Annotated in this window: 14 protein-coding genes and 1 other annotated feature; of the genes, 10 read left to right on the top strand and 4 right to left on the bottom strand. The window is 44.4% G+C overall.

Going from position 1 to position 17,825, the window contains the following annotated elements:
* Positions 1-44: 44 nt before the first annotated feature.
* Both ccpA and PPM_RS16465 read left to right on the top strand, forming a co-directional pair.
* Entirely contained in the window at positions 45-1,052 is a 1,008-nt protein-coding gene (gene ccpA, locus PPM_RS16470; RefSeq protein ID WP_013371881.1) for a catabolite control protein A, read from the top strand.
* Positions 1,053-1,165: 113 nt separating this feature from the next.
* Positions 1,166-1,864, top strand: coding sequence for a 5'-methylthioadenosine/adenosylhomocysteine nucleosidase (locus tag PPM_RS16465; protein ID WP_013371880.1), 699 nt, complete (start codon positions 1,166-1,168; stop codon positions 1,862-1,864).
* Between the two features lie 13 nt (positions 1,865-1,877).
* Here the strand turns inward: PPM_RS16465 and PPM_RS16460 are convergent, their stop codons facing one another.
* Positions 1,878-2,510: a GNAT family N-acetyltransferase gene (locus tag PPM_RS16460; protein ID WP_013371879.1), complete on the bottom strand. Its 633-nt coding sequence runs from the start codon at positions 2,508-2,510 to the stop codon at positions 1,878-1,880.
* A 246-nt stretch (positions 2,511-2,756) separates the two neighbouring features.
* Here PPM_RS16460 and acsA point away from each other — a divergent pair, with 246 nt between their 5' ends.
* Positions 2,757-4,472, top strand: a complete 1,716-nt coding sequence (gene acsA / locus PPM_RS16455; RefSeq protein WP_013371877.1) for an acetate--CoA ligase — start codon at positions 2,757-2,759, stop codon at positions 4,470-4,472.
* A 123-nt stretch (positions 4,473-4,595) separates the two neighbouring features.
* On the opposite strand, the gene PPM_RS16450 is transcribed toward acsA, so the two are convergent.
* Complete coding sequence (locus PPM_RS16450; RefSeq protein WP_013371876.1) at positions 4,596-7,619, bottom strand: transglycosylase domain-containing protein; 3,024 nt, start codon at positions 7,617-7,619, stop codon at positions 4,596-4,598.
* Between the two features lie 135 nt (positions 7,620-7,754).
* Positions 7,755-8,021, top strand: a binding site (T-box leader).
* 65 nt (positions 8,022-8,086) lie between these two features.
* Here PPM_RS16450 and tyrS point away from each other — a divergent pair.
* The gene (tyrS, locus tag PPM_RS16445; RefSeq protein ID WP_013371875.1) at positions 8,087-9,340 is read left to right on the top strand and encodes a tyrosine--tRNA ligase; all 1,254 of its coding nucleotides are present in this window, start codon (positions 8,087-8,089) and stop codon (positions 9,338-9,340) included.
* Positions 9,341-9,536: 196 nt separating this feature from the next.
* Positions 9,537-10,403 carry an AraC family transcriptional regulator gene (locus PPM_RS16440; protein ID WP_013371874.1) on the top strand — a complete coding sequence of 289 codons (867 nt, stop codon included), beginning with the start codon at positions 9,537-9,539 and terminating at the stop codon, positions 10,401-10,403.
* Positions 10,404-10,482: 79 nt separating this feature from the next.
* Here PPM_RS16440 and rpsD read toward each other — a convergent pair whose 3' ends face one another.
* Positions 10,483-11,082 (bottom strand): 30S ribosomal protein S4, encoded by a 600-nt coding sequence (gene rpsD, locus PPM_RS16435; RefSeq protein WP_013371873.1) that lies wholly within the window; start codon positions 11,080-11,082, stop codon positions 10,483-10,485.
* Between the two features lie 435 nt (positions 11,083-11,517).
* Here rpsD and PPM_RS16430 point away from each other — a divergent pair, with 435 nt between their 5' ends.
* The 5 genes from PPM_RS16430 (at position 11,518) to PPM_RS16410 (ending at position 16,451) form a co-directional block, all read left to right on the top strand.
* Positions 11,518-13,503 carry a sensor domain-containing diguanylate cyclase gene (locus PPM_RS16430; RefSeq protein WP_013371872.1) on the top strand — a complete coding sequence of 662 codons (1,986 nt, stop codon included), beginning with the start codon at positions 11,518-11,520 and terminating at the stop codon, positions 13,501-13,503.
* 169 nt (positions 13,504-13,672) lie between these two features.
* Positions 13,673-14,494, top strand: a complete 822-nt coding sequence (locus PPM_RS16425; RefSeq protein ID WP_013371871.1) for a hypothetical protein — start codon at positions 13,673-13,675, stop codon at positions 14,492-14,494.
* A gap of 76 nt (positions 14,495-14,570) precedes the next feature.
* Complete coding sequence (locus PPM_RS16420) at positions 14,571-15,686, top strand: aminopeptidase (protein WP_013371870.1); 1,116 nt, start codon at positions 14,571-14,573, stop codon at positions 15,684-15,686.
* Between the two features lie 91 nt (positions 15,687-15,777).
* Complete coding sequence (locus PPM_RS16415) at positions 15,778-16,020, top strand: HPr family phosphocarrier protein (RefSeq protein ID WP_013371869.1); 243 nt, start codon at positions 15,778-15,780, stop codon at positions 16,018-16,020.
* Between the two features lie 140 nt (positions 16,021-16,160).
* Positions 16,161-16,451: a YlaN family protein gene (locus PPM_RS16410; RefSeq protein ID WP_007431028.1), complete on the top strand. Its 291-nt coding sequence runs from the start codon at positions 16,161-16,163 to the stop codon at positions 16,449-16,451.
* Between the two features lie 230 nt (positions 16,452-16,681).
* On the opposite strand, the gene cax is transcribed toward PPM_RS16410, so the two are convergent.
* A complete protein-coding gene (gene cax / locus PPM_RS16405) occupies positions 16,682-17,752 on the bottom strand; it encodes a calcium/proton exchanger (protein WP_013371868.1) in 1,071 nt (356 codons plus the stop codon).
* Between the last annotated feature and the right edge of the window lie 73 nt (positions 17,753-17,825).

Below are 17,825 nucleotides of genomic sequence, written 5' to 3'. Positions count from 1 at the left end.
TCTAGGATTCGGTTGAAAATTTATTGGCAATGGAGAGAAGGAATGTGACGGTAACGATCTATGATGTAGCTCGCGAAGCTGGGGTCTCAATGGCGACAGTGTCCCGCGTAGTTAACAATAATCCTAATGTAAAACCTCAAACTCGCAAGAAGGTGTACGAAGCGATTGAACAATTGGGATATCGCCCAAATGCGGTAGCTAGAGGTCTGGCTAGCAAGAAGACAACGACTGTTGGCGTTGTTATTCCGGATATATCGAACTCAATTTTTGCAGAAATTGCGCGCGGTATTGAGGATATTGCAAATATGTATCACTATAACATCATTTTATGTAATGCCGACAAACGGAAAGAAAAAGAGATCCGTGTTATCAATACGTTACTTGAAAAGCAAGTCGACGGGCTTCTGTTCATGGGCGGCACAGTAACGGACGAGCATATTCAAGCGTTCCACACAGCTGCTGTCCCTATTGTTCTATGTGCAACGAGTGATGAAAAAGGTAGCTATCCTTCGGTCGATATTGACCATGAAGCCGCTGCTTTCGATGCGGTTAACACATTGATCCGCCATGGACACCGTCAAATCGCAATGATCAGTGGTACGCTTCAAGACCCTGCAAATGGTTATGCACGTTTCCAAGGTTACAAGAGAGCATTGGAAACAGCCGGAATTGATTATCAGGAAGATCTCGTGCGAATCGGGAATTACCGCTATGAATCCGGTGTTGAAGCCATGAAATACTTCCTCGGTCTGAAGAAGAAACCAAGTGCTATTTTTGCCGCTACAGATGAAATGGCAATTGGTGCGATTCATAGCATTCAGGATGAGGGATTGAAAGTACCTGATGATTTTTCGGTCATCAGTGTTGACAATATTCGCATGGCCTCCATGGTTCGTCCTCAGCTGACAACCGTCGCACAACCGATGTACGATTTGGGTGCGGTGGCAATGCGTTTGCTAACCAAGCTGATGAAGAAGGAAAACGTGGAGAACTCTCGCGTTATTTTGCCGCACGAAACTATTTTACGGTTATCAGTTAATTATTTAGACTAGCGGCAGTGCTGAATAGGATATACCTTCGATGAAAGCTCCTTTGACGGAGCTTTTTTCGTAGATACATATTCTCTTGTGAAATCATCATCAAACTAAGAAACGAGGGATGCGTAATGAGCCGACTTTATGGATTAATGGGTGCTATGGATGAAGAAATTGAATTGCTGCTCTCGGCGATGACGGAAGCAAGTAAGACGACCAAGGCGGGAATCACATACACTACAGGAATGATTCACGGGCAAAGGGTGGTTGTCTGCAAGTCCGGTGTGGGCAAAGTCAATGCTGCGGTAACAACACAAATCCTGATTGATCATTTTGGCGTAGAACAAATTATATTCACGGGAGTGGCAGGGGCGGTACACCCGGATTTAAACATTGGGGATATTGTCATTTCATCAACATGTATGCAACATGACATGGATGTAACGCCTTTGGGTTATGCCAGAGGGGTCATTCCTTATCAGGACACCTCAGAGTTCGCGGCCGATCCCGAACTTGTCCGTCTGGCTGAACAAGCCTGCAAATCGTTTGGAGATCGATATATTGTCGGAAAAGTACTTTCCGGCGATCAATTTGTCGCAAGCCGTGAGATAGTAACAGCATTGCATCAAGAAATGGACGGTGCTTGTACCGAGATGGAAGGCGCCGCAGTGGCTCAGACAGCTCATATGAATGCTGTGCCTTATGTTGTCCTACGATCTATGTCAGATAAGGCTGATGGATCGGCTCACGTGAATTATGCTGAGTTTACAGTGGAAGCTTCACATCGTTCACACCGTATTGTGGAGTTCATGCTCAAGCATTTGGATTAAGGGTGTAATTTTTTTAATACATGAATCTTCGGACAAACCGGATGCGGTCAAACTGTTCTCGTGATTCGAGGGGCACATCATCTCCCATTCGTACCATCAGACAGTTCGCAGGATGTGAGCATATTTCAGGATCATCCGTGGCGTACCATACCATATTTACGGTTTTCATCAGGCGTTCCATCATGCGGCGGTATTCCCATACGGAAAGACCGCTGCCTTTTAAATCCCAGTGCCAGTAATATTCGGTTGTAAAAATAATATAGGATTCGAGCTGTCCGTCTTCAAAGGCAATCCGAATCATTCGGCTACCTAGGCCCAGTCCGCGATAGTCATCGGCTACCTCGACAGCTCCGAGTTCCAGTAAATCCTTCATGCCAGCTTCCGACCAGCGTTCCATCTCATCAGGATAGTGAAAAGTAACGTATCCCAGAAGGGTTTCTCCGTCATGGGCAATGATAATTCTGCCTTCTGGCAGTTCTGAAATTTCCACCAGCGCCTCGAATTGCTCCTTTGGTTTACGAAAGGCGTCCAATTGCGTATGCATTTGAAATGAACGCAATCGATCAGCGGATATCGGTCCTTCTACATAGATGGTTTGTCCGTTGTGATCCAGCGTGTCCAAGTGGTACAATTTTAAATGCTGCATGGGTGCGACCTCCTTGTTTGCCATCAGTAGCTCTTCATATCCCCTACTTATAACAAAAAAACAAATAAATGAAAAGGATGGTCGTCACATCCTTACCTATGATATACTGATTTAGACACGAATTGTTCACAATTAAGTGCTTTAAATCAAACCACAAATCAAAAGAAATCATTTGCACTATTAATTTTGTAAGCGCTATTTTGTTCTGTGTAATTCTCATTATTCTATTGTGAGGAGGCTGAACGCATGAAGATTGAAGAACTCCAGGCTGTAGTTCCCACATCCAACATGGGCTCTTATGAACAAGCTTACAACAACTTTCAGTGGGAAGATGTAGAACGTCATTTTACGTGGTATGAAACAGGCAAAGTGAATATGGCACATGAAGCGATTGATCGACATGTAGAGGAAGGACGGGGGGAGAAAGCAGCACTTTTGTATTGTGATGCAAACCGTCATGAAACCTACACTTTTTCTCAGCTTCGTGCCAGCTCGAACAGGTTCGGAAATGTGCTGCGCAAATACGGTATTGGTAAAGGGGAACGGGTGTTTATATTCATGCCGCGTTCACCTGAACTGGTCATTAGTATGCTTGGGGTTTTAAAGGTAGGCGCTGTTGTCGGCCCACTGTTTGAGGCGTTTATGGAAACGGCGATTAAAGATCGCTTGGAGGATAGCGGGGCGGTGGCATTAGTAACCACACCTGCGCTTCTTTCACGGGTAAAACGTGAGGAGCTTCCTGAGTTGCGTCATATTTTTGTGGTCGGTGATATGGACGAACGGGAGCAGGGAATTATTGATTTCGAAACGGAAATGCTCACATCCTCAGAAGAGCTTGAGCCCGAATGGCTGAGTCGTGAAGATGGATTAATTATTCACTATACATCAGGCTCAACGGGCAAGCCCAAAGGCGTGTATCATGTACAAAATGCAATGATTCAGCATTACTATACGGGTAAAACGGTGCTGGATCTGCGGGAAGATGATGTATATTGGTGTACTGCGGATCCTGGCTGGGTTACGGGAACGTCATATGGCATTTTTGCTCCTTGGCTAAATGGAGCAACAAATGTCATCCGTGGAGGCCGTTTCAGCCCAGAGGACTGGTACCGTACGATTGAACGTCACGAAGTGACGATTTGGTATAGTGCTCCTACGGCGTTTCGGATGTTGATGAGCGCAGGGGAGCAGGTAGTTTCCAACTATGATCTCAGCAGCTTGCGGCATGTATTATCCGTTGGGGAGCCACTGAATCCCGAGGTAGTGAGATGGGGCTGGCAAGTATACACACAGCGTATTCATGATACTTGGTGGATGACGGAAACAGGAGGCCAGTTGATCTGTAATTACCCAGAGCTGCCGATTAAACCAGGTTCGATGGGAAAGCCACTTCCAGGTATTCAAGCTGCTATTTTGGACGACAGAGGCCAGGTGTTGCCTCCTAATAGGATGGGACATTTGGCGATTCGTACACCATGGCCATCCATGATGAACCGTATATGGAACAACCCAAATAAGTTTCAGGAATATTTCCGCTTTCCCGGTTGGTATGTATCCGGTGATTCAGCTTACATGGATGAGGACGGATACTTCTGGTTTCAGGGAAGAATTGATGATGTTATCAACTCCTCCGGAGAGCGCATCGGTCCTTTTGAGGTGGAGAGCAAGCTTCTGGAGCATCCTGCTGTAGCGGAAGCTGGAGTCATTGGGAAACCAGATACTGTTCGAGGAGAGATCATTAAAGCATTTGTCGCCCTGCGTGATGGCTATACCGCGTCGGAAGCGTTACAACAGGACATTTACCGCTTCGTCAAGGAAGGGCTGTCTGCTCATGCTGCTCCGCGTGAAATTGAATTTAAGGAAAAGTTACCCAAAACCCGTTCCGGCAAAATTATGAGACGTGTGCTGAAAGCCTGGGAGCTTAACCTTCCTACAGGTGACCTGTCTACCATTGAGGATTGAATTGATGCATGTTTGCACTAAAAAGGGAGTCTCCATAGCCATTATAGCTATGAAGACTCCCTTTTTTATTAGGATGAACTCATTCATCTCACCCAAACTATTGCTTCTTGTTTTTGTCTTGAACTATGGACGAACGGCTCCAGAAGGAGCCGATTCCCCCATGGTATTCATGGAAGTAACACGGAACCAGCCTTTGGGCTTGCGGCCTGGTTTATACTCAAAGTTGGTGTTTGCGGTAGAGCCTATGTTTTTAAAAGGCTCCGCACCGCTTTCACTGTAATATACGTTATAGCCTGTTATAGCGTCCGCAGGCTTTCCTGCACTCCATTGGAGCACTACGGACGTGCCTGCCGCTTTAGCTTGGGGCTGTTCAGGAGCAGTAGGAACTTCTGTAGGCTGCGCACCTGTTTCATCTCCCTCGCCCGGAGCTTCTGGTGACTCAGAATCCGCAGGTGGTACTACAGGTGCTGTGTCTGCTTTGCTGCTTGGTCCAGACTCATGTCCTCCCACATCAACGGCGGTCACATAGTAACTTGCGCTGCTTCCACCAGGGCTGTCGGAGAATACCTTGGAGCCATCAGCCATGACAACCTTGCCAAGCCGCTCGAAGCTGCCTCCATCTGTAGAACGATATAGACGGTAACCTACAACATCACTGTTTCCGCTTGGGCTAAAGCTAATTATGGCCTTGCCGTCGCTATAGCTTACGCTGACGCTAGATGGAGCGTTAGGAGCTGCCCCATCGTCCCTGCGTGGATCAATCTGAGTAGGAGCTTCTTTATCTGCATCTTGAGGCAGATAGTAGGACAACGAATTATGCCGTCTCATCACTGTAAAGGCTTGCTGAAGCTCTTTAATCAATTCTGAGATTGGCTTTTCCCGTTTTCTAACGGTCCGTTCATACAACATATCATCTGGCGTACCATCACGTGGAATGTAATTTACACCCTGATAGGTAATATATTTCGCACGGGTAACGCCATTTTCACTGTTTTTGGGTAAATATTTACTGTTATAAATGTCTGAACCATAAGCGGATGCTGTCCGGCTTACAATACCGTCAGGTCTCTTGAAACTATCCGTTTGGAATAACTGAGAATCTTTAGCCGTTACTTCATTCATGATTAGAGCCCATAGACGACGAGCCCGCTCTTTTTGTGCTTTCGTTTCAAGCTTATTGACAGGTTGCTTGTATCCAACCCACACTCCCAGCGTGACGTCAGGTGTAAAGCCCTCGAACCACACATCGGTGTAGGATTGCGTAGTGCCTGTCTTACCGGCAATCGGAATCTTGCCGGATTGATTAAAGTTACGTCTCACCAGTTTGCCTGTGCCTTCCGATACGGCTGTACGTAACATATCCGTCATCAGGTAGGCAGTTTGTGGTGTGAAGGCTTGCACGGGATTAGGCTGATGCTTGTATACAATATTGCCTTGCGAATCCACGATCTTTTCGATCATGTAGGCATCATTAAACACACCGCCATTTGGGATGGCTCCATATGCATTGGTGAGCTCCTCAACGGTTACCCCGTGGGCCAAGCCACCGAGTACACCGGTTTGGGCGTTGTTATCGCTTGGTTCCAAGGTGGTAATACCCAGTTTTTTAGCAAAAGCCCACGCCTTATTGATCCCTACCTTTTCGTTAAACAGCTTGAGTGCTATCGTATTTAGCGATTGATTCAGTGCATAACGCGCTGTGACTAATCCTTGGTAGCGGTTGTTGGAATTTTTCGGGATGTGATATCCATTACTGCCATCCTTCAAAATAATAGGGGCATCATCCACAATCGTGCCAGGCTGTACGAGACCGCTGTCCAAAGCAGGCAGATAAGCAGCAATCGGTTTCATGGCTGAACCCGGCTGGCGTACCATCTGGGTAGCGTAGTTCATTTGCTCTTTTTGGAAGTCCCGACCTTCCATCATACCGAGAATGGCGCCGGTTTTATGCTGAATCAGAATGGCTGCCGCTTGCTCGTCACCTTTGGTTTTACTAGTAGCAGAGAAGTTGTCCTTATTTTCTGCAATTTGACGCATAGATTTGTACACGCTCTTATCAATGGTGGTATATACCATATAGCCGCCTGTGCGAAGCTGCTGTTCGGCTTCTTTGAGCAAGTCGTTATCATCCTTGGTTTTGGTATCCGCACTGGCATTAGCCTTTTGACTCGGATTGGTGACAGACATGAGTGCCTGCGCAGCTTGCCGCTCTGTTTCCATCATAAGATATGGATAGGTGTTATAAGCCTTAACAGTGCGTGGTGCGAGAGATTTTTTGATATCAAAAGCCATCGCTTCATCATATTGTGCTTTATTGATTTTGTTCTCCTCCAGCATTCGGCTGAGCACCAGGTGCTGGCGGTTGATCGCTCTTTTAAAACCAGCTTCATTAAATTCGCCTTTACCGTTGTAAGCAGAATAAGAAGAAGGGAGTTGTGGCAAACCTGCCAGATAGGCAGCTTGGGCTACATTAAGCTTGCCCAAATCATTCTCATTAAAAATACCTTTGGCCGCTGCTTTAATACCAAAGACGTTGTAACCGCTTGATCCGTTACCGAAAGGTACCTTATTGAGATAGGCTGTAATTATTTGCTGCTTACTCAGGAAGCGCTCCAGGCGCAGAGATAGTAAAATTTCTTTGACCTTGCGGTCATCCGTACGATCAAGATTTAAAAAGACACGACGTGCAAGCTGCTGGGTAAGAGTACTCCCTCCAGTTTGTACGGATTCATGTAGTGCCTTTTGCTTCACAGCACGCAGCGTTCCCGACAAATCGACACCTTTATGCTCGTAAAAATGGTTATCTTCAATAGCAATGACTGCGTCAATGACGAGCTGAGGAATCTCCTTAAATGTAACAGGTCTTCGATCTTCCTCGGTCCGAAGCTGCCCGATGGGAGAGCCATCATTGAAATAAGCGAAGCCTGTAATTGCATTTTTATCTACTTCCTGTAGAATCGTAGATCTGGAACGCACGGGCTCGTTTTTTACAATAGAAGCAATATAGCCGGCGGCGGTTCCTCCTGCGAATAGTGCTCCCATAAAACCGATGATGACGACCCACTTTATGACACGGCCGAGCCTTCGCATGGTTCTCCGTAAGCGGGAAGGCTTTGGCTCTGATACATTGTTTTTTTCTTCAACCATTAAGTCTTCCTCCTTTATAACAGCCATTATTATAGCATAAAATTACAAAATGAACCCATATGCTAAAAAGCCTGTCTTTTGGTGTCGTTGACTACATAAAAACAGTGTGTTATAAATAGGTCAAAGTAAATATCGTGAAAAGCAGAGAAAGACTTCAGTAGAAGGCGGAATCACGTTGTGCAGAGAGCCGATGGGTGGTGTGAATCGGTAGCGTCCCTCCTTTGAATTACCGTCTGGAGCTGTCTGGATGAATGGAAGGCTTTTGCAGGTTTGCGAAGCTCATCATAGTAATCCGGTACCGGGTGTAGACCCGTTATAGGAATGAAGTGAAAGAAACGTTTGCTTTTGCATACGTTTCTTTAATTAGGGTGGTAACGCGAGCAGCTCCTTCTCGTCCCTTGGGATGAAAGGGGCTTTTTGGTTTGTTAAAATAGTAATTTTTGGATGAAAAATAGGAGGGATTCAGGATGAAGTGGGAAGAATTGAAGCCTGAGCAACAGGCAGAGGTAGAACGACAACTAGAAGTGATACGTCGTGGAGTAGCGGAAATTGTACCTGAGGATGAGCTGAAGCGTAAGGTTGTTAAATCGGTTGTTAGCGGCGAGCCACTCAAAATTAAGCTGGGTCTGGATCCGTCTGCGCCCGACATTCACATCGGACATACGGTTGTTATGCACAAACTGCGCCAGTTCCAGGAATTAGGGCACCAAGTGCAACTGATTATCGGAGATTTTACAGGCAGAATTGGTGATCCGACAGGTAAATCGGAGACCCGCAAGCAACTGACTGAGGAAGATGTACAGCGCAATGCACAAACATACAAGGAACAAATTTTTAAGATTCTCGATCCTGAAAAGACAAAGGTATACTACAATTCTGAGTGGTTAGGACCGATGTCTTTTGCGGATGTGGTAACCCTGTCTGCCAAAGTAACGGTTGCCCGTATGTTGGAGCGGGATGATTTTACAAAAAGATACCAAAACGGCTTGCCAATCAGCATCCATGAGTTCTTTTACCCGCTGATGCAGGGCATGGACTCCGTGGCTCTCCAAAGCGATATAGAATTGGGAGGGACAGATCAAAAGTTTAATCTGCTGATGGGCAGAACCCTGCAAAAAGAATACGGAGTGGAGCCGCAGGCAACTATTACATTACCACTGCTTGAGGGTCTTGATGGCGTTCAGAAGATGAGCAAAAGTTTGGGGAACTACATTGGTGTGGATGAGGAGCCAAACGAAATTTACGGTAAATCGATGTCCGTTCCTGACGAGCTGATGCTGAAATATTTTGAGCTTGCAACGGATATTACCAATGAGGAGCTGGCAGAGCTGGCGAAAGGTGTTAAGGAGGGTTCAGTGCATCCACGTGATGCCAAAATGAAACTGGCCGGAACATTAGTCCGCATGTACCACGGTGAAGAGGCGGCGGAAGCGGCCAAGCAGCATTTTGTGACCGTATTCCAACAACGTGCGCTTCCTGACGATATTGAAGAATTCACTTTGACAGCTGATCAGTTAGAAGAAGGCGGCATTCGTGTGATCCAGTTGCTGACTCATCTAGGCTTTGCAGCATCTAACGGTGAGGCCAAGCGTAGTATTCAGCAGGGGTCAGTTAAAATTAATGAAGAGAAGTGGACTGATGTGAACGAAGCATACAAGCCGCAAGAAGGCGACATTGTACAGGTGGGTAAACGGAAATTTGCTAAAATCAAGCTTGGATAATTAAAATACATTCACTAGCAGCGTTGAGATTAATTTTACATCTCAGTGCTGCTTTTTTTATTTCTGCCAAGTGAAAAGCCGTGGTAAACTTAGCACAAATAATCAAACAAGTAGGTAAAGAGTTATACATAATGAATACGTGGGTTACCCAATGTGGATGTAGGCTAGATAAATTACAAGTGCGGGGAAGGATTATATGGACTACTTTAAACGAATTCAGTGTGCGATTGAGTTTATTGAATTGAATCTCCGGGAGGATTTAAAAATTGCCGAGGTTGCTTCACAGGCATACTTTTCAGCTTTTCATTTCCAGCGGGTTTTTCAGGCCATTTCGGGTTTTACAGTGCAACAATATATAAGAAGGAGAAGATTGTCCGAGGCGGCTAAACGGCTAAAGCAATCCAATCAAAAGGTATTGGACATTGCTATTGAGTATCAGTACAACTCGCAAGAAGCTTTTACTCGCGCATTTGAAAAAAGTTTTGGGATCACCCCTGGGAAATATCGTAACTGTGATATTGAGCTTTCTGGTCAAAGCAAAATCAATTTTTTGGATTACCAAAAAAACGCAACGGAGGAATTAGAGGTGAACAAGCCTGTAATATTGCAACTCGAAACGACCAAAATTGTAGGATATGAATATAAAACAAATCTGAATAATGAGCAGCACTATAAAGAAATCCCAGGATTTTATGAACACTTTGGCGCACATGAATATTTTATGTGTATTCCGAATAAAATCGCTCCGGGAATGTCATATGGGATTGCCTGTCGATTTGAAGATAACGGTGCATTTTCATTTGTGGTGGGTGAGGAAGTTGAAAAAGAGTCAAAAGAACTGGCAGAGGGTTTCATAAATATGGAGATTCCAGCAGGCAAGTATGCTGAGTTTGACGCTTCAGGTTCAAATGGACGAGTTCAGAATATACGAGACTTTATCTACGGCACATGGCTTCCTAATTCTAATTTTGAACGGAGGGAAGGGCCTGATTTTGAAATTACGGATGTGATGAATTCCTCTCCTGATCATTTGAATATGAAAGTGTACATCCCCATTGAATAAAACTCTCAGGCTTAATGCGTGGGGAATATAAAAAAAGCACCCGAATGAATTCGGGTGCTTTTCGGTGCTAATGCAAGGATTAGCGGTTGTAGAACTCGACGATTTGTTTTTCATCGATATCTTGGGACAATTCAGCACGCTCAGGCAAACGAATGTATTTACCTTCCAGAGCTGCGTCATTGTACTCCAGGTAAGCTACCAAGTGGTTACGGTTTTCCAAAGCTTCTTTGATGGAAGACAGGGAACGACTTCTTTCACGAAGACCGATCACGTCGCCAGGGCTTACTTGGTAAGAAGCGATGTCAACTTTTTTGCCGTTCACAGTAACGTGACCATGAGCTACCAATTGACGTGCGCCTGCACGGGAATTAGCAAAGCCAAGACGGAATACAAGGTTGTCCAGGCGGCTTTCCAGCAAGAACATAAAGTTTTCACCAGCGATACCGTGCATGTGTTGAGCTTTGTTGAACAGGGTACGGAATTGTTTTTCACCCAAACCGTACATGTGGCGCAGCTTTTGTTTTTCTTGAAGCTGCATACCGTAGTTACTGATTTTTCTCCGTTGGTTTGCACCATGTTGTCCCGGAGGGAAAGGGCGTTTCAATTCTTTACCTGTGCCGCTCAGGGAAATACCGAGACGACGGCTCAATTTAAATTTAGGACCAGTGTAACGTGCCATTATAGAGTTAACTCCTTCATAATTAAAATTTGAGTTGGGGCTCTCTTTGCGCTCCAATTTGTTCGGCGCTACCTAGAAGGTGAGACGCACTACTGACAGAAAAGTTCAGCCGCTGTCCTGTCAGCAACAAATAAGATGAGGGTGACACAAACTGTTACGCCCAAAATTTAAGATCCGCACAGTAGATAGTTCTGCCGTACAGTCTTTTTCAATAATATATATTATATGTTATAGTGGGTCAATGTCAAGTAGAGAAAAAGAATGAAAACGTCAAAATTTGTCGATAGGGCTTAAGAACTAAAAAGGTGGGACGAATTTCTGAAAAATGGATGCAAATTTCTAAAGTTGAGAGTAAAATAGATCATATTATGAGCTATAGTGGTGTATAGCCGCTGTCTTGGTACAGCTAATTTTGCTGTGAAGGAGCGCCTTAATATGTCGGAATTTTCAACAACGGATCAGCAAACGCTTGACAGTAAAACAGTGCAGGCTAGCGGTGCTCCGCTGTTTGATGATAAAGGATATACGTCTTTTGCCTGGCTCCAGAACATGGATATGACACCCTATGATTACCCCTATATTAATCAGCTTCTCGTCCAAGGATATCGGAATTGGTTACAGCAGAGCAATGGTATATCCTGGATCAGTGAAGAGTATACTGCTGTCTTTAATTTTACAGGTGTTCGGGTTGCTGGTAGGGAAGAGGATGATGACGAGGATTTAGAGTTGGTCGAGCGTTGTTGCATATCTAGAGAGATGGAAGTGAGCCAGCGTAAACTTCGGGATGGGAGTCTTACATTTGTATACATGGTTCCCATACTATGCCGCAATTACAAGAGAGAGCCTTTCGCCGCTCTTCGTTTTACACGGCCTGCTCAACATTTTGTCTCGAATCAGGACGCATTGTTAGTGGCTTCTTTGCATTTTAGGTCCTGCTTTTACTCGAAGTTTGAGTATATATTTATGGAAGATATCCTAGGGATGCAGAATCGGAGTGAACGTGAAGGCAGACGCCGCTCTATTTTATTTCAGATTGTAAAACGGATGCATGACAAGATTGATGTGGAAGGCGTGCTGGATGAAGTATTTGGAAGTATCGCCTATTTGTTTCCCCATGTGGATATCACGTTGTATATGAGTCAGGATCGGCACAGTCGAAATCCTCAGGTCAAGCCTTTGTTGCTACATGAACGGGACGAGGATGTATGTGTCCGTGCATTTATGAAAGGGCAAATGGCTGTGAATGAGCCTGCCGGTCCACAAGATGAAATAACTGAAATCGGTATCCCGTTACGTGGCAAGCAGGGCGTATATGGTGTTTTCCATATGATTCTTCCGGCAGGTGCGGATAGTATGGAAAAAGTGGACGTAGAGCTGATTGCGATGATGGCAGATACAGCTGGCACCGCATTTGAAAATGCGAAGCTGCTGGAGCAATCGAATGTACTTATCCATGAATTACGGCTCATTAATGAGTTGGTTCAGCGTTTGAATCAGAGCCTGAAATTAAATGAAATATTTGAGTTTGCCGTGCAGGAATTATTAAAAATGTTCATGGCCGACTTTTGTTGTATTGTGCAGCTGGATCAGGATGGAAGTTGCTTTAGGGTGATGTCAAGCAATGTGGAAAGTTTAAAGCTGGAGAGTTACCCTCGTGAAGGTGGATTTGCTGGACTGATATGCAAAACAGGAGAACCCGTGATTGTGTCTGACTATAGAAAGGATGGGAAGATATCCTCTCGGTTTATGGATACGACGGACTCTCAGTCTTTGATGGCTGTGCCTATGAAGAACAGGGGGACTCCTAGAGGGGTTATATTATTGTCGAGCAAGCTTCCACATTTTTTTTCTTACGATAATTACAAGATGCTGCAAATGCTAGCTCCTCATATCGGACTGGCCGTAACCAATGCTATGCTACATGCCGAGGTGCGGCGTCTGGCTAATATGGACATGTTAACAGGTTTATATGTACGTCATTATGTAGACCGAATTATTCAGGAACATCAGGAAAAGGATTTCTGTGGCTCTCTTATTTTGGTTGATATTGATCAATTCAAGCAGGTGAATGATACGTATGGGCACCAGACGGGTGACGAAATTCTGAAAAGCGTTAGCAATATTGTTCGCTCGGCGACTCGTGATGAGGATGTATGTGCCAGATGGGGCGGAGAGGAGCTTGCCATTTATTTGCCGCAGTTGGGGGTTCAACAGGCACTGGGATATGCAGAAAAAATACGTAGCTGTGTACAGCATGAAACTAATCCTCAGGTGACTGTTTCTTGCGGGATTGCCGAATGGAACTGGCTGGACGAGCAAATCAGCATCGAATCTTTATTTTATAGGGCTGATATGGCCTTGTATGAAGCGAAAAATGAAGGACGTAATCGTATAGTTATTGATCATGTAGGCGATATGTAGAGAATATTCCTTAGGGAATGTTCTCTTTTTGTTTTGCATAACCGATTGTAGACAGGTAATCCTAAGCATAGCTATAACCTGGATGTTCTGAAACAGAATTTTTATCATGATTTATAGTCATGTTTAGGATAGGACGGATGATGGTATGCATTGGAGAAAGCAATGGGTAATGCGGGGCTGTATGTTTCTGATTATATGTGTGTTAAGCGGTTGTGCACTGGATCGGCAATATACTCCTGAGCAGATTTTTAGAAGAGCTGTTGCAGGAATGGCTGGCAGAGAGAGGATAACGTTTATCGGACAGACTAGAATCAGAACTGACGGCCTGCCTACGACTAAACAGTTTGAATATCGCGGGAAGCTAAAAAATCACGATGAACTGATCATGCACTGGGGATCTGCAGAGGCTTTGCGTAAGCAAGGCGACTATGTAGCACTGAAAGAAGATAAGTTTGAGCCTGGTGTTACACATGAACGGTTTCTTCGTCAAAATGGAAAATGGATTGCGCTGACATCTGGGGATACTTCTATAGTTCAAAATGGCATGTTAAATCGCTTCAATCCGATTCAGGAGCTTGAGGAATTAAACACACTGAATAAGAGCATTCGTATGGAAAAGGGAGCTGCCCGGGGAACTTGGGTGGTGAGGATTGAACCAGAACCTGCCTCAGCAAAGCGTTGGTTGAAAGAACGTTTAATGGAAGAAATGAATACGTTAAATCCTCAAATCAGGATTTTAAAAACGCAGCATACAGAAACGAACCAAGAGCTGCAACAAAAGCTGAGTCAAGTATGGAAGCAAAGTTGTGAGGATATGAACAACCAGCTGGAGCATTCCGATGTGCGGACTGTGTACCATTTAACTATAGACCGCCAAACGGGTTTGCCTTTAAAGCTGTCGTCAGAATGCCGAATTTCCCGACAGGTTGCGAATGAAGAGCTGCACCAAGAGGCTCTGATAACCAGAGTTGCTTTTGAGGACTACAAGTAACGGAGCGGGCATGATACAATGGAAATTGAATTAACCGTTGTTCAAAAAGAGCGAAATAAAGAAGGAGAGACACTACATGAAAGATCCTAGAATACTTAAGCTGGCGGAAAATCTGGTAGGTTACTCTGTTGAAGTGCAGCCTGGAGAAAATGTATTGATCGAAATGATTGGTACAGAGCGTGACTTGCTTAACGCCATCATTCATGAAGTTGGTAAAAAAGGCGGAAATGTTTTTGTTCAGCTTACAGATCGTAAGGTGCAGAGCGCTATGCTTCGTAATGCGACAAAGGAAATGCTGGAAACTTGGGCTGAAATTGACCTCAACCGGATGAAACAAATGCACTGTTACATCGGAATTCGTGCAGGCGAAAATGTAAATGATCTGTCAGATGTACCGGAAGATAAAATGAAAATGTATAATTCCATTTATCAGCATGCGGTACATAGCGAACAACGAGTGAAACACACCAAATGGGTAGTGCTGCGTTATCCGAATGACAGCATGGCTCAACTGGCCAATATTAGCACTGAAGCATTCGAAGATTTTTATTTCGATGTATGTAACCTGGATTACGCGAAAATGGACAAAGCTCAAGATGCATTGGCAGACCTGATGAACCGGACAGACAAAGTACGGATCAGCGGTCCAGGTACTGATCTGAGCTTCTCTATCAAGCAAATTGGAGCCATTAAGTGTTCGGGTCAATGCAATATTCCGGATGGCGAAGTATATAGCGCGCCTGTACGTGATTCAGTTAACGGAACCATTAGCTATAATGCACAAACCCTATATAATGGAATTACCTTTGAGAATGTTAAATTCCGTTTTGAAAATGGTAAAATCGTGGAAGCGACAAGCAACGATACCAAGCGGTTAAATGATATTCTCGATTCCGATGAGGGAGCACGCTATATTGGCGAGTTTGCCATCGGGTTTAACCCACACATTTTACACCCAATGAAGGATATTCTGTTTGACGAGAAGATTGCAGGTAGCTTGCACTTTACACCAGGTCAAGCTTATGAAACGGCGGATAACGGTAACCGTTCTTCGATTCATTGGGATTTGGTATTGATTCAGCGTCCGGAATATGGTGGCGGTGAAATTTATTTTGATGATGTTTTAATCCGTAAGGACGGTATTTTTGTGCTGCCTGAGCTGGAGCCGTTAAATCCTGAAAACTTGAAATAACAATATCTGTTCTTGCTGAGAAAGCGATTTCAATGTATCATAATGAATGAGCATTGATATATGAAAATCCAGTAAAGCGAGGGATCTCACTATGTCCAACAATAATGCGGCGGTTGTTGAAATTGCACAGACGGCAAGCAAATTCACTTCTTCCATCGTCCTTCATTCCGAAAATAAGTATATTGATGTGAAAAGTATACTGGGCTTGTTTACGACCTTGGTCAGCAGTCACAGTTATGAGCTGCATGTTCACGGGCCTGACGCCGAGGAAGCCAAAAAAGCGATTATTGAGGTGTTCCAGAAGCACGGGCTGCACATTTCAGTAGCCACCTAACTTATTGAGGAAGCAAAAGCATCCCTACCTGTAACTGTAGGGATGCTTTTTTTGTCAGGTTCTTGTATTAGCCTGCAATTTGGTCTAATATTAAGGTTAGGACGTCTTGTGCGACATTGAGACATAGGGGGGAAGAATCCATGACTTCATCTGATTTGCAGGAACAATTGAATATCAAGGCCATTAATCTGCTTCAGGAAGATGCAGATAAAATAAAGAAGCTTATTGAAGTACAGATGGAGAATCTGGCAACCCGTTATTGCCCTCTCTATGAGGAAGTGCTGGATACTCAGATGTACGGATTTTCCAAGGAAGTGGATTTTGCGGTTCGCGCCGGACTTCTTCCGGAAATGGTAGGTAAACAGCTGGTCAGTGAGCTGGAACGCAATCTGGCTATTCTATATGAGGCCATGAATAATAAGGCTAATTAGGAAGACGGTTGAATTGATGAGAGCATGCGAAATTTGAGAGCATGCTTTTTTTGATGCCATTTTTTAAAAAGAGGATGAGAGGTCGCTTTTTAGCGTTCACCTTTGCCCTTGAATTTTAACAGCTTACAGGATTATATTGTCTTAAAAATTCAAGGGCAATAGTGATCAGATGTTTAAATGAAACGCGAAGCAGTCACTACAATTTAATCTACATTTTAAAACTTTGGAAGCTACACAAGGAAGAAGGATACACCTAACAATACATACACTACCAGCAGCATAAGTCCCTCATACCAGTTGGTTGAGCCGTCCTGGGTGATGGATTTGGCGATAAATACAGCGACGGCAATGGCTACCAATTCAATGGTTGTGAAAACAATATTCATCGTGTTTCCCATAAAGTAACTGACAAAAATCAGCACAGGGGCAACGAATAGGGCAATTTGCAAACTGCTGCCGACAGCAATTTCAACAGATGCACCGATTTTGTTCTTCATAGCCAGTAAAATGGCAGCGCTATGTTCGGCCGCATTACCAATAATAGCGACAAGAAATGCACCCACGAACAATTCGCTTAGTCCAAATTGAGTCGTAAATACTTCCAGTGTACCTACCAGCCATTCGCTGACAAAAGCGACCATAACGGTAGCGAGTACCAAATAGGCAATGGATTTATTTCTAGACCATACAGGGGCATGCTCATGCGGCAATTCTTCATCTTTTTGTTCGGTCACGTCAGCTAAATAGTCCTTATGCGTAATCATAGAAAAAATAAGCCAAGCAATATACGCGACAATAAGCGTGCCTGCAACGATAAGACTGAGTGTATCTGACTCGCTATCCGTGATCACATGCGTGTTCAGAAAGACAGCTGGAACGAACAAGGCAATAACAGCCACAATCATCAGGGAGCCACTTAATCCAGCCAGCGATATATTGAAATTTTGTACTTTATATTTCAAACCGCCAGCAAACAGACTCGCTCCGAGCACCAGCAGCAGATTGCCGATGATCGAACCGGTAAGACTGGCCTTTACCATATCGTAAAGACCTTCTTTGACGAGAAAAATGGCGATGATCAGTTCGGCTGCGTTACCAAAGGTGGCATTTAAGAATCCACCTAAACGTTGACCAGCATAATGAGCAACACTTTCAGTCGCCCTACCGAGAAAACCGGCTACGAATACAACAGAAATCGCACAAATGACAAATTGGGCTATGGCATTCCAATGTGTGTAATGAGCGACTGCACTAAGAGCAAATGTGGCTATAAGCAAAGCGGGAGATAACCATTTTTTCAATGAAGAGCACCTCGATATCAATAGTTGTGTACAAGTTTGGTGAATACTGTCACTTGTATGGATTTTCTAAATT

The organism is Paenibacillus polymyxa M1 (assembly GCF_000237325.1).
Lineage (GTDB): Bacteria > Bacillota > Bacilli > Paenibacillales > Paenibacillaceae > Paenibacillus > Paenibacillus polymyxa_C.
Note: the sequence above shows the minus strand (reverse complement) of the source record. Positions and strands in the feature narration are given on the sequence as shown.

Excerpts from the sequence above, each read along its gene's own strand:
- tyrS (WP_013371875.1), top strand. The coding sequence starts at position 8,087 with ATGAAGTGGGAAGAATTGAAGCCTGAGCAACAGGCAGAGGTAGAACGA.
- rpsD (WP_013371873.1), bottom strand. The coding sequence starts at position 11,082 with ATGGCACGTTACACTGGTCCTAAATTTAAATTGAGCCGTCGTCTCGGT.
- PPM_RS16460 (WP_013371879.1), bottom strand. The coding sequence starts at position 2,510 with ATGCAGCATTTAAAATTGTACCACTTGGACACGCTGGATCACAACGGA.
- PPM_RS16430 (WP_013371872.1), top strand. The coding sequence starts at position 11,518 with ATGTCGGAATTTTCAACAACGGATCAGCAAACGCTTGACAGTAAAACA.
- PPM_RS16410 (WP_007431028.1), top strand. The coding sequence starts at position 16,161 with ATGACTTCATCTGATTTGCAGGAACAATTGAATATCAAGGCCATTAAT.
- PPM_RS16415 (WP_013371869.1), top strand. The coding sequence starts at position 15,778 with ATGTCCAACAATAATGCGGCGGTTGTTGAAATTGCACAGACGGCAAGC.
- PPM_RS16425 (WP_013371871.1), top strand. The coding sequence starts at position 13,673 with ATGCGGGGCTGTATGTTTCTGATTATATGTGTGTTAAGCGGTTGTGCA.
- PPM_RS16465 (WP_013371880.1), top strand. The coding sequence starts at position 1,166 with ATGAGCCGACTTTATGGATTAATGGGTGCTATGGATGAAGAAATTGAA.
- PPM_RS16450 (WP_013371876.1), bottom strand. The coding sequence starts at position 7,619 with ATGGTTGAAGAAAAAAACAATGTATCAGAGCCAAAGCCTTCCCGCTTA.
- PPM_RS16440 (WP_013371874.1), top strand. The coding sequence starts at position 9,537 with ATGGACTACTTTAAACGAATTCAGTGTGCGATTGAGTTTATTGAATTG.
- PPM_RS16420 (WP_013371870.1), top strand. The coding sequence starts at position 14,571 with ATGAAAGATCCTAGAATACTTAAGCTGGCGGAAAATCTGGTAGGTTAC.
- acsA (WP_013371877.1), top strand. The coding sequence starts at position 2,757 with ATGAAGATTGAAGAACTCCAGGCTGTAGTTCCCACATCCAACATGGGC.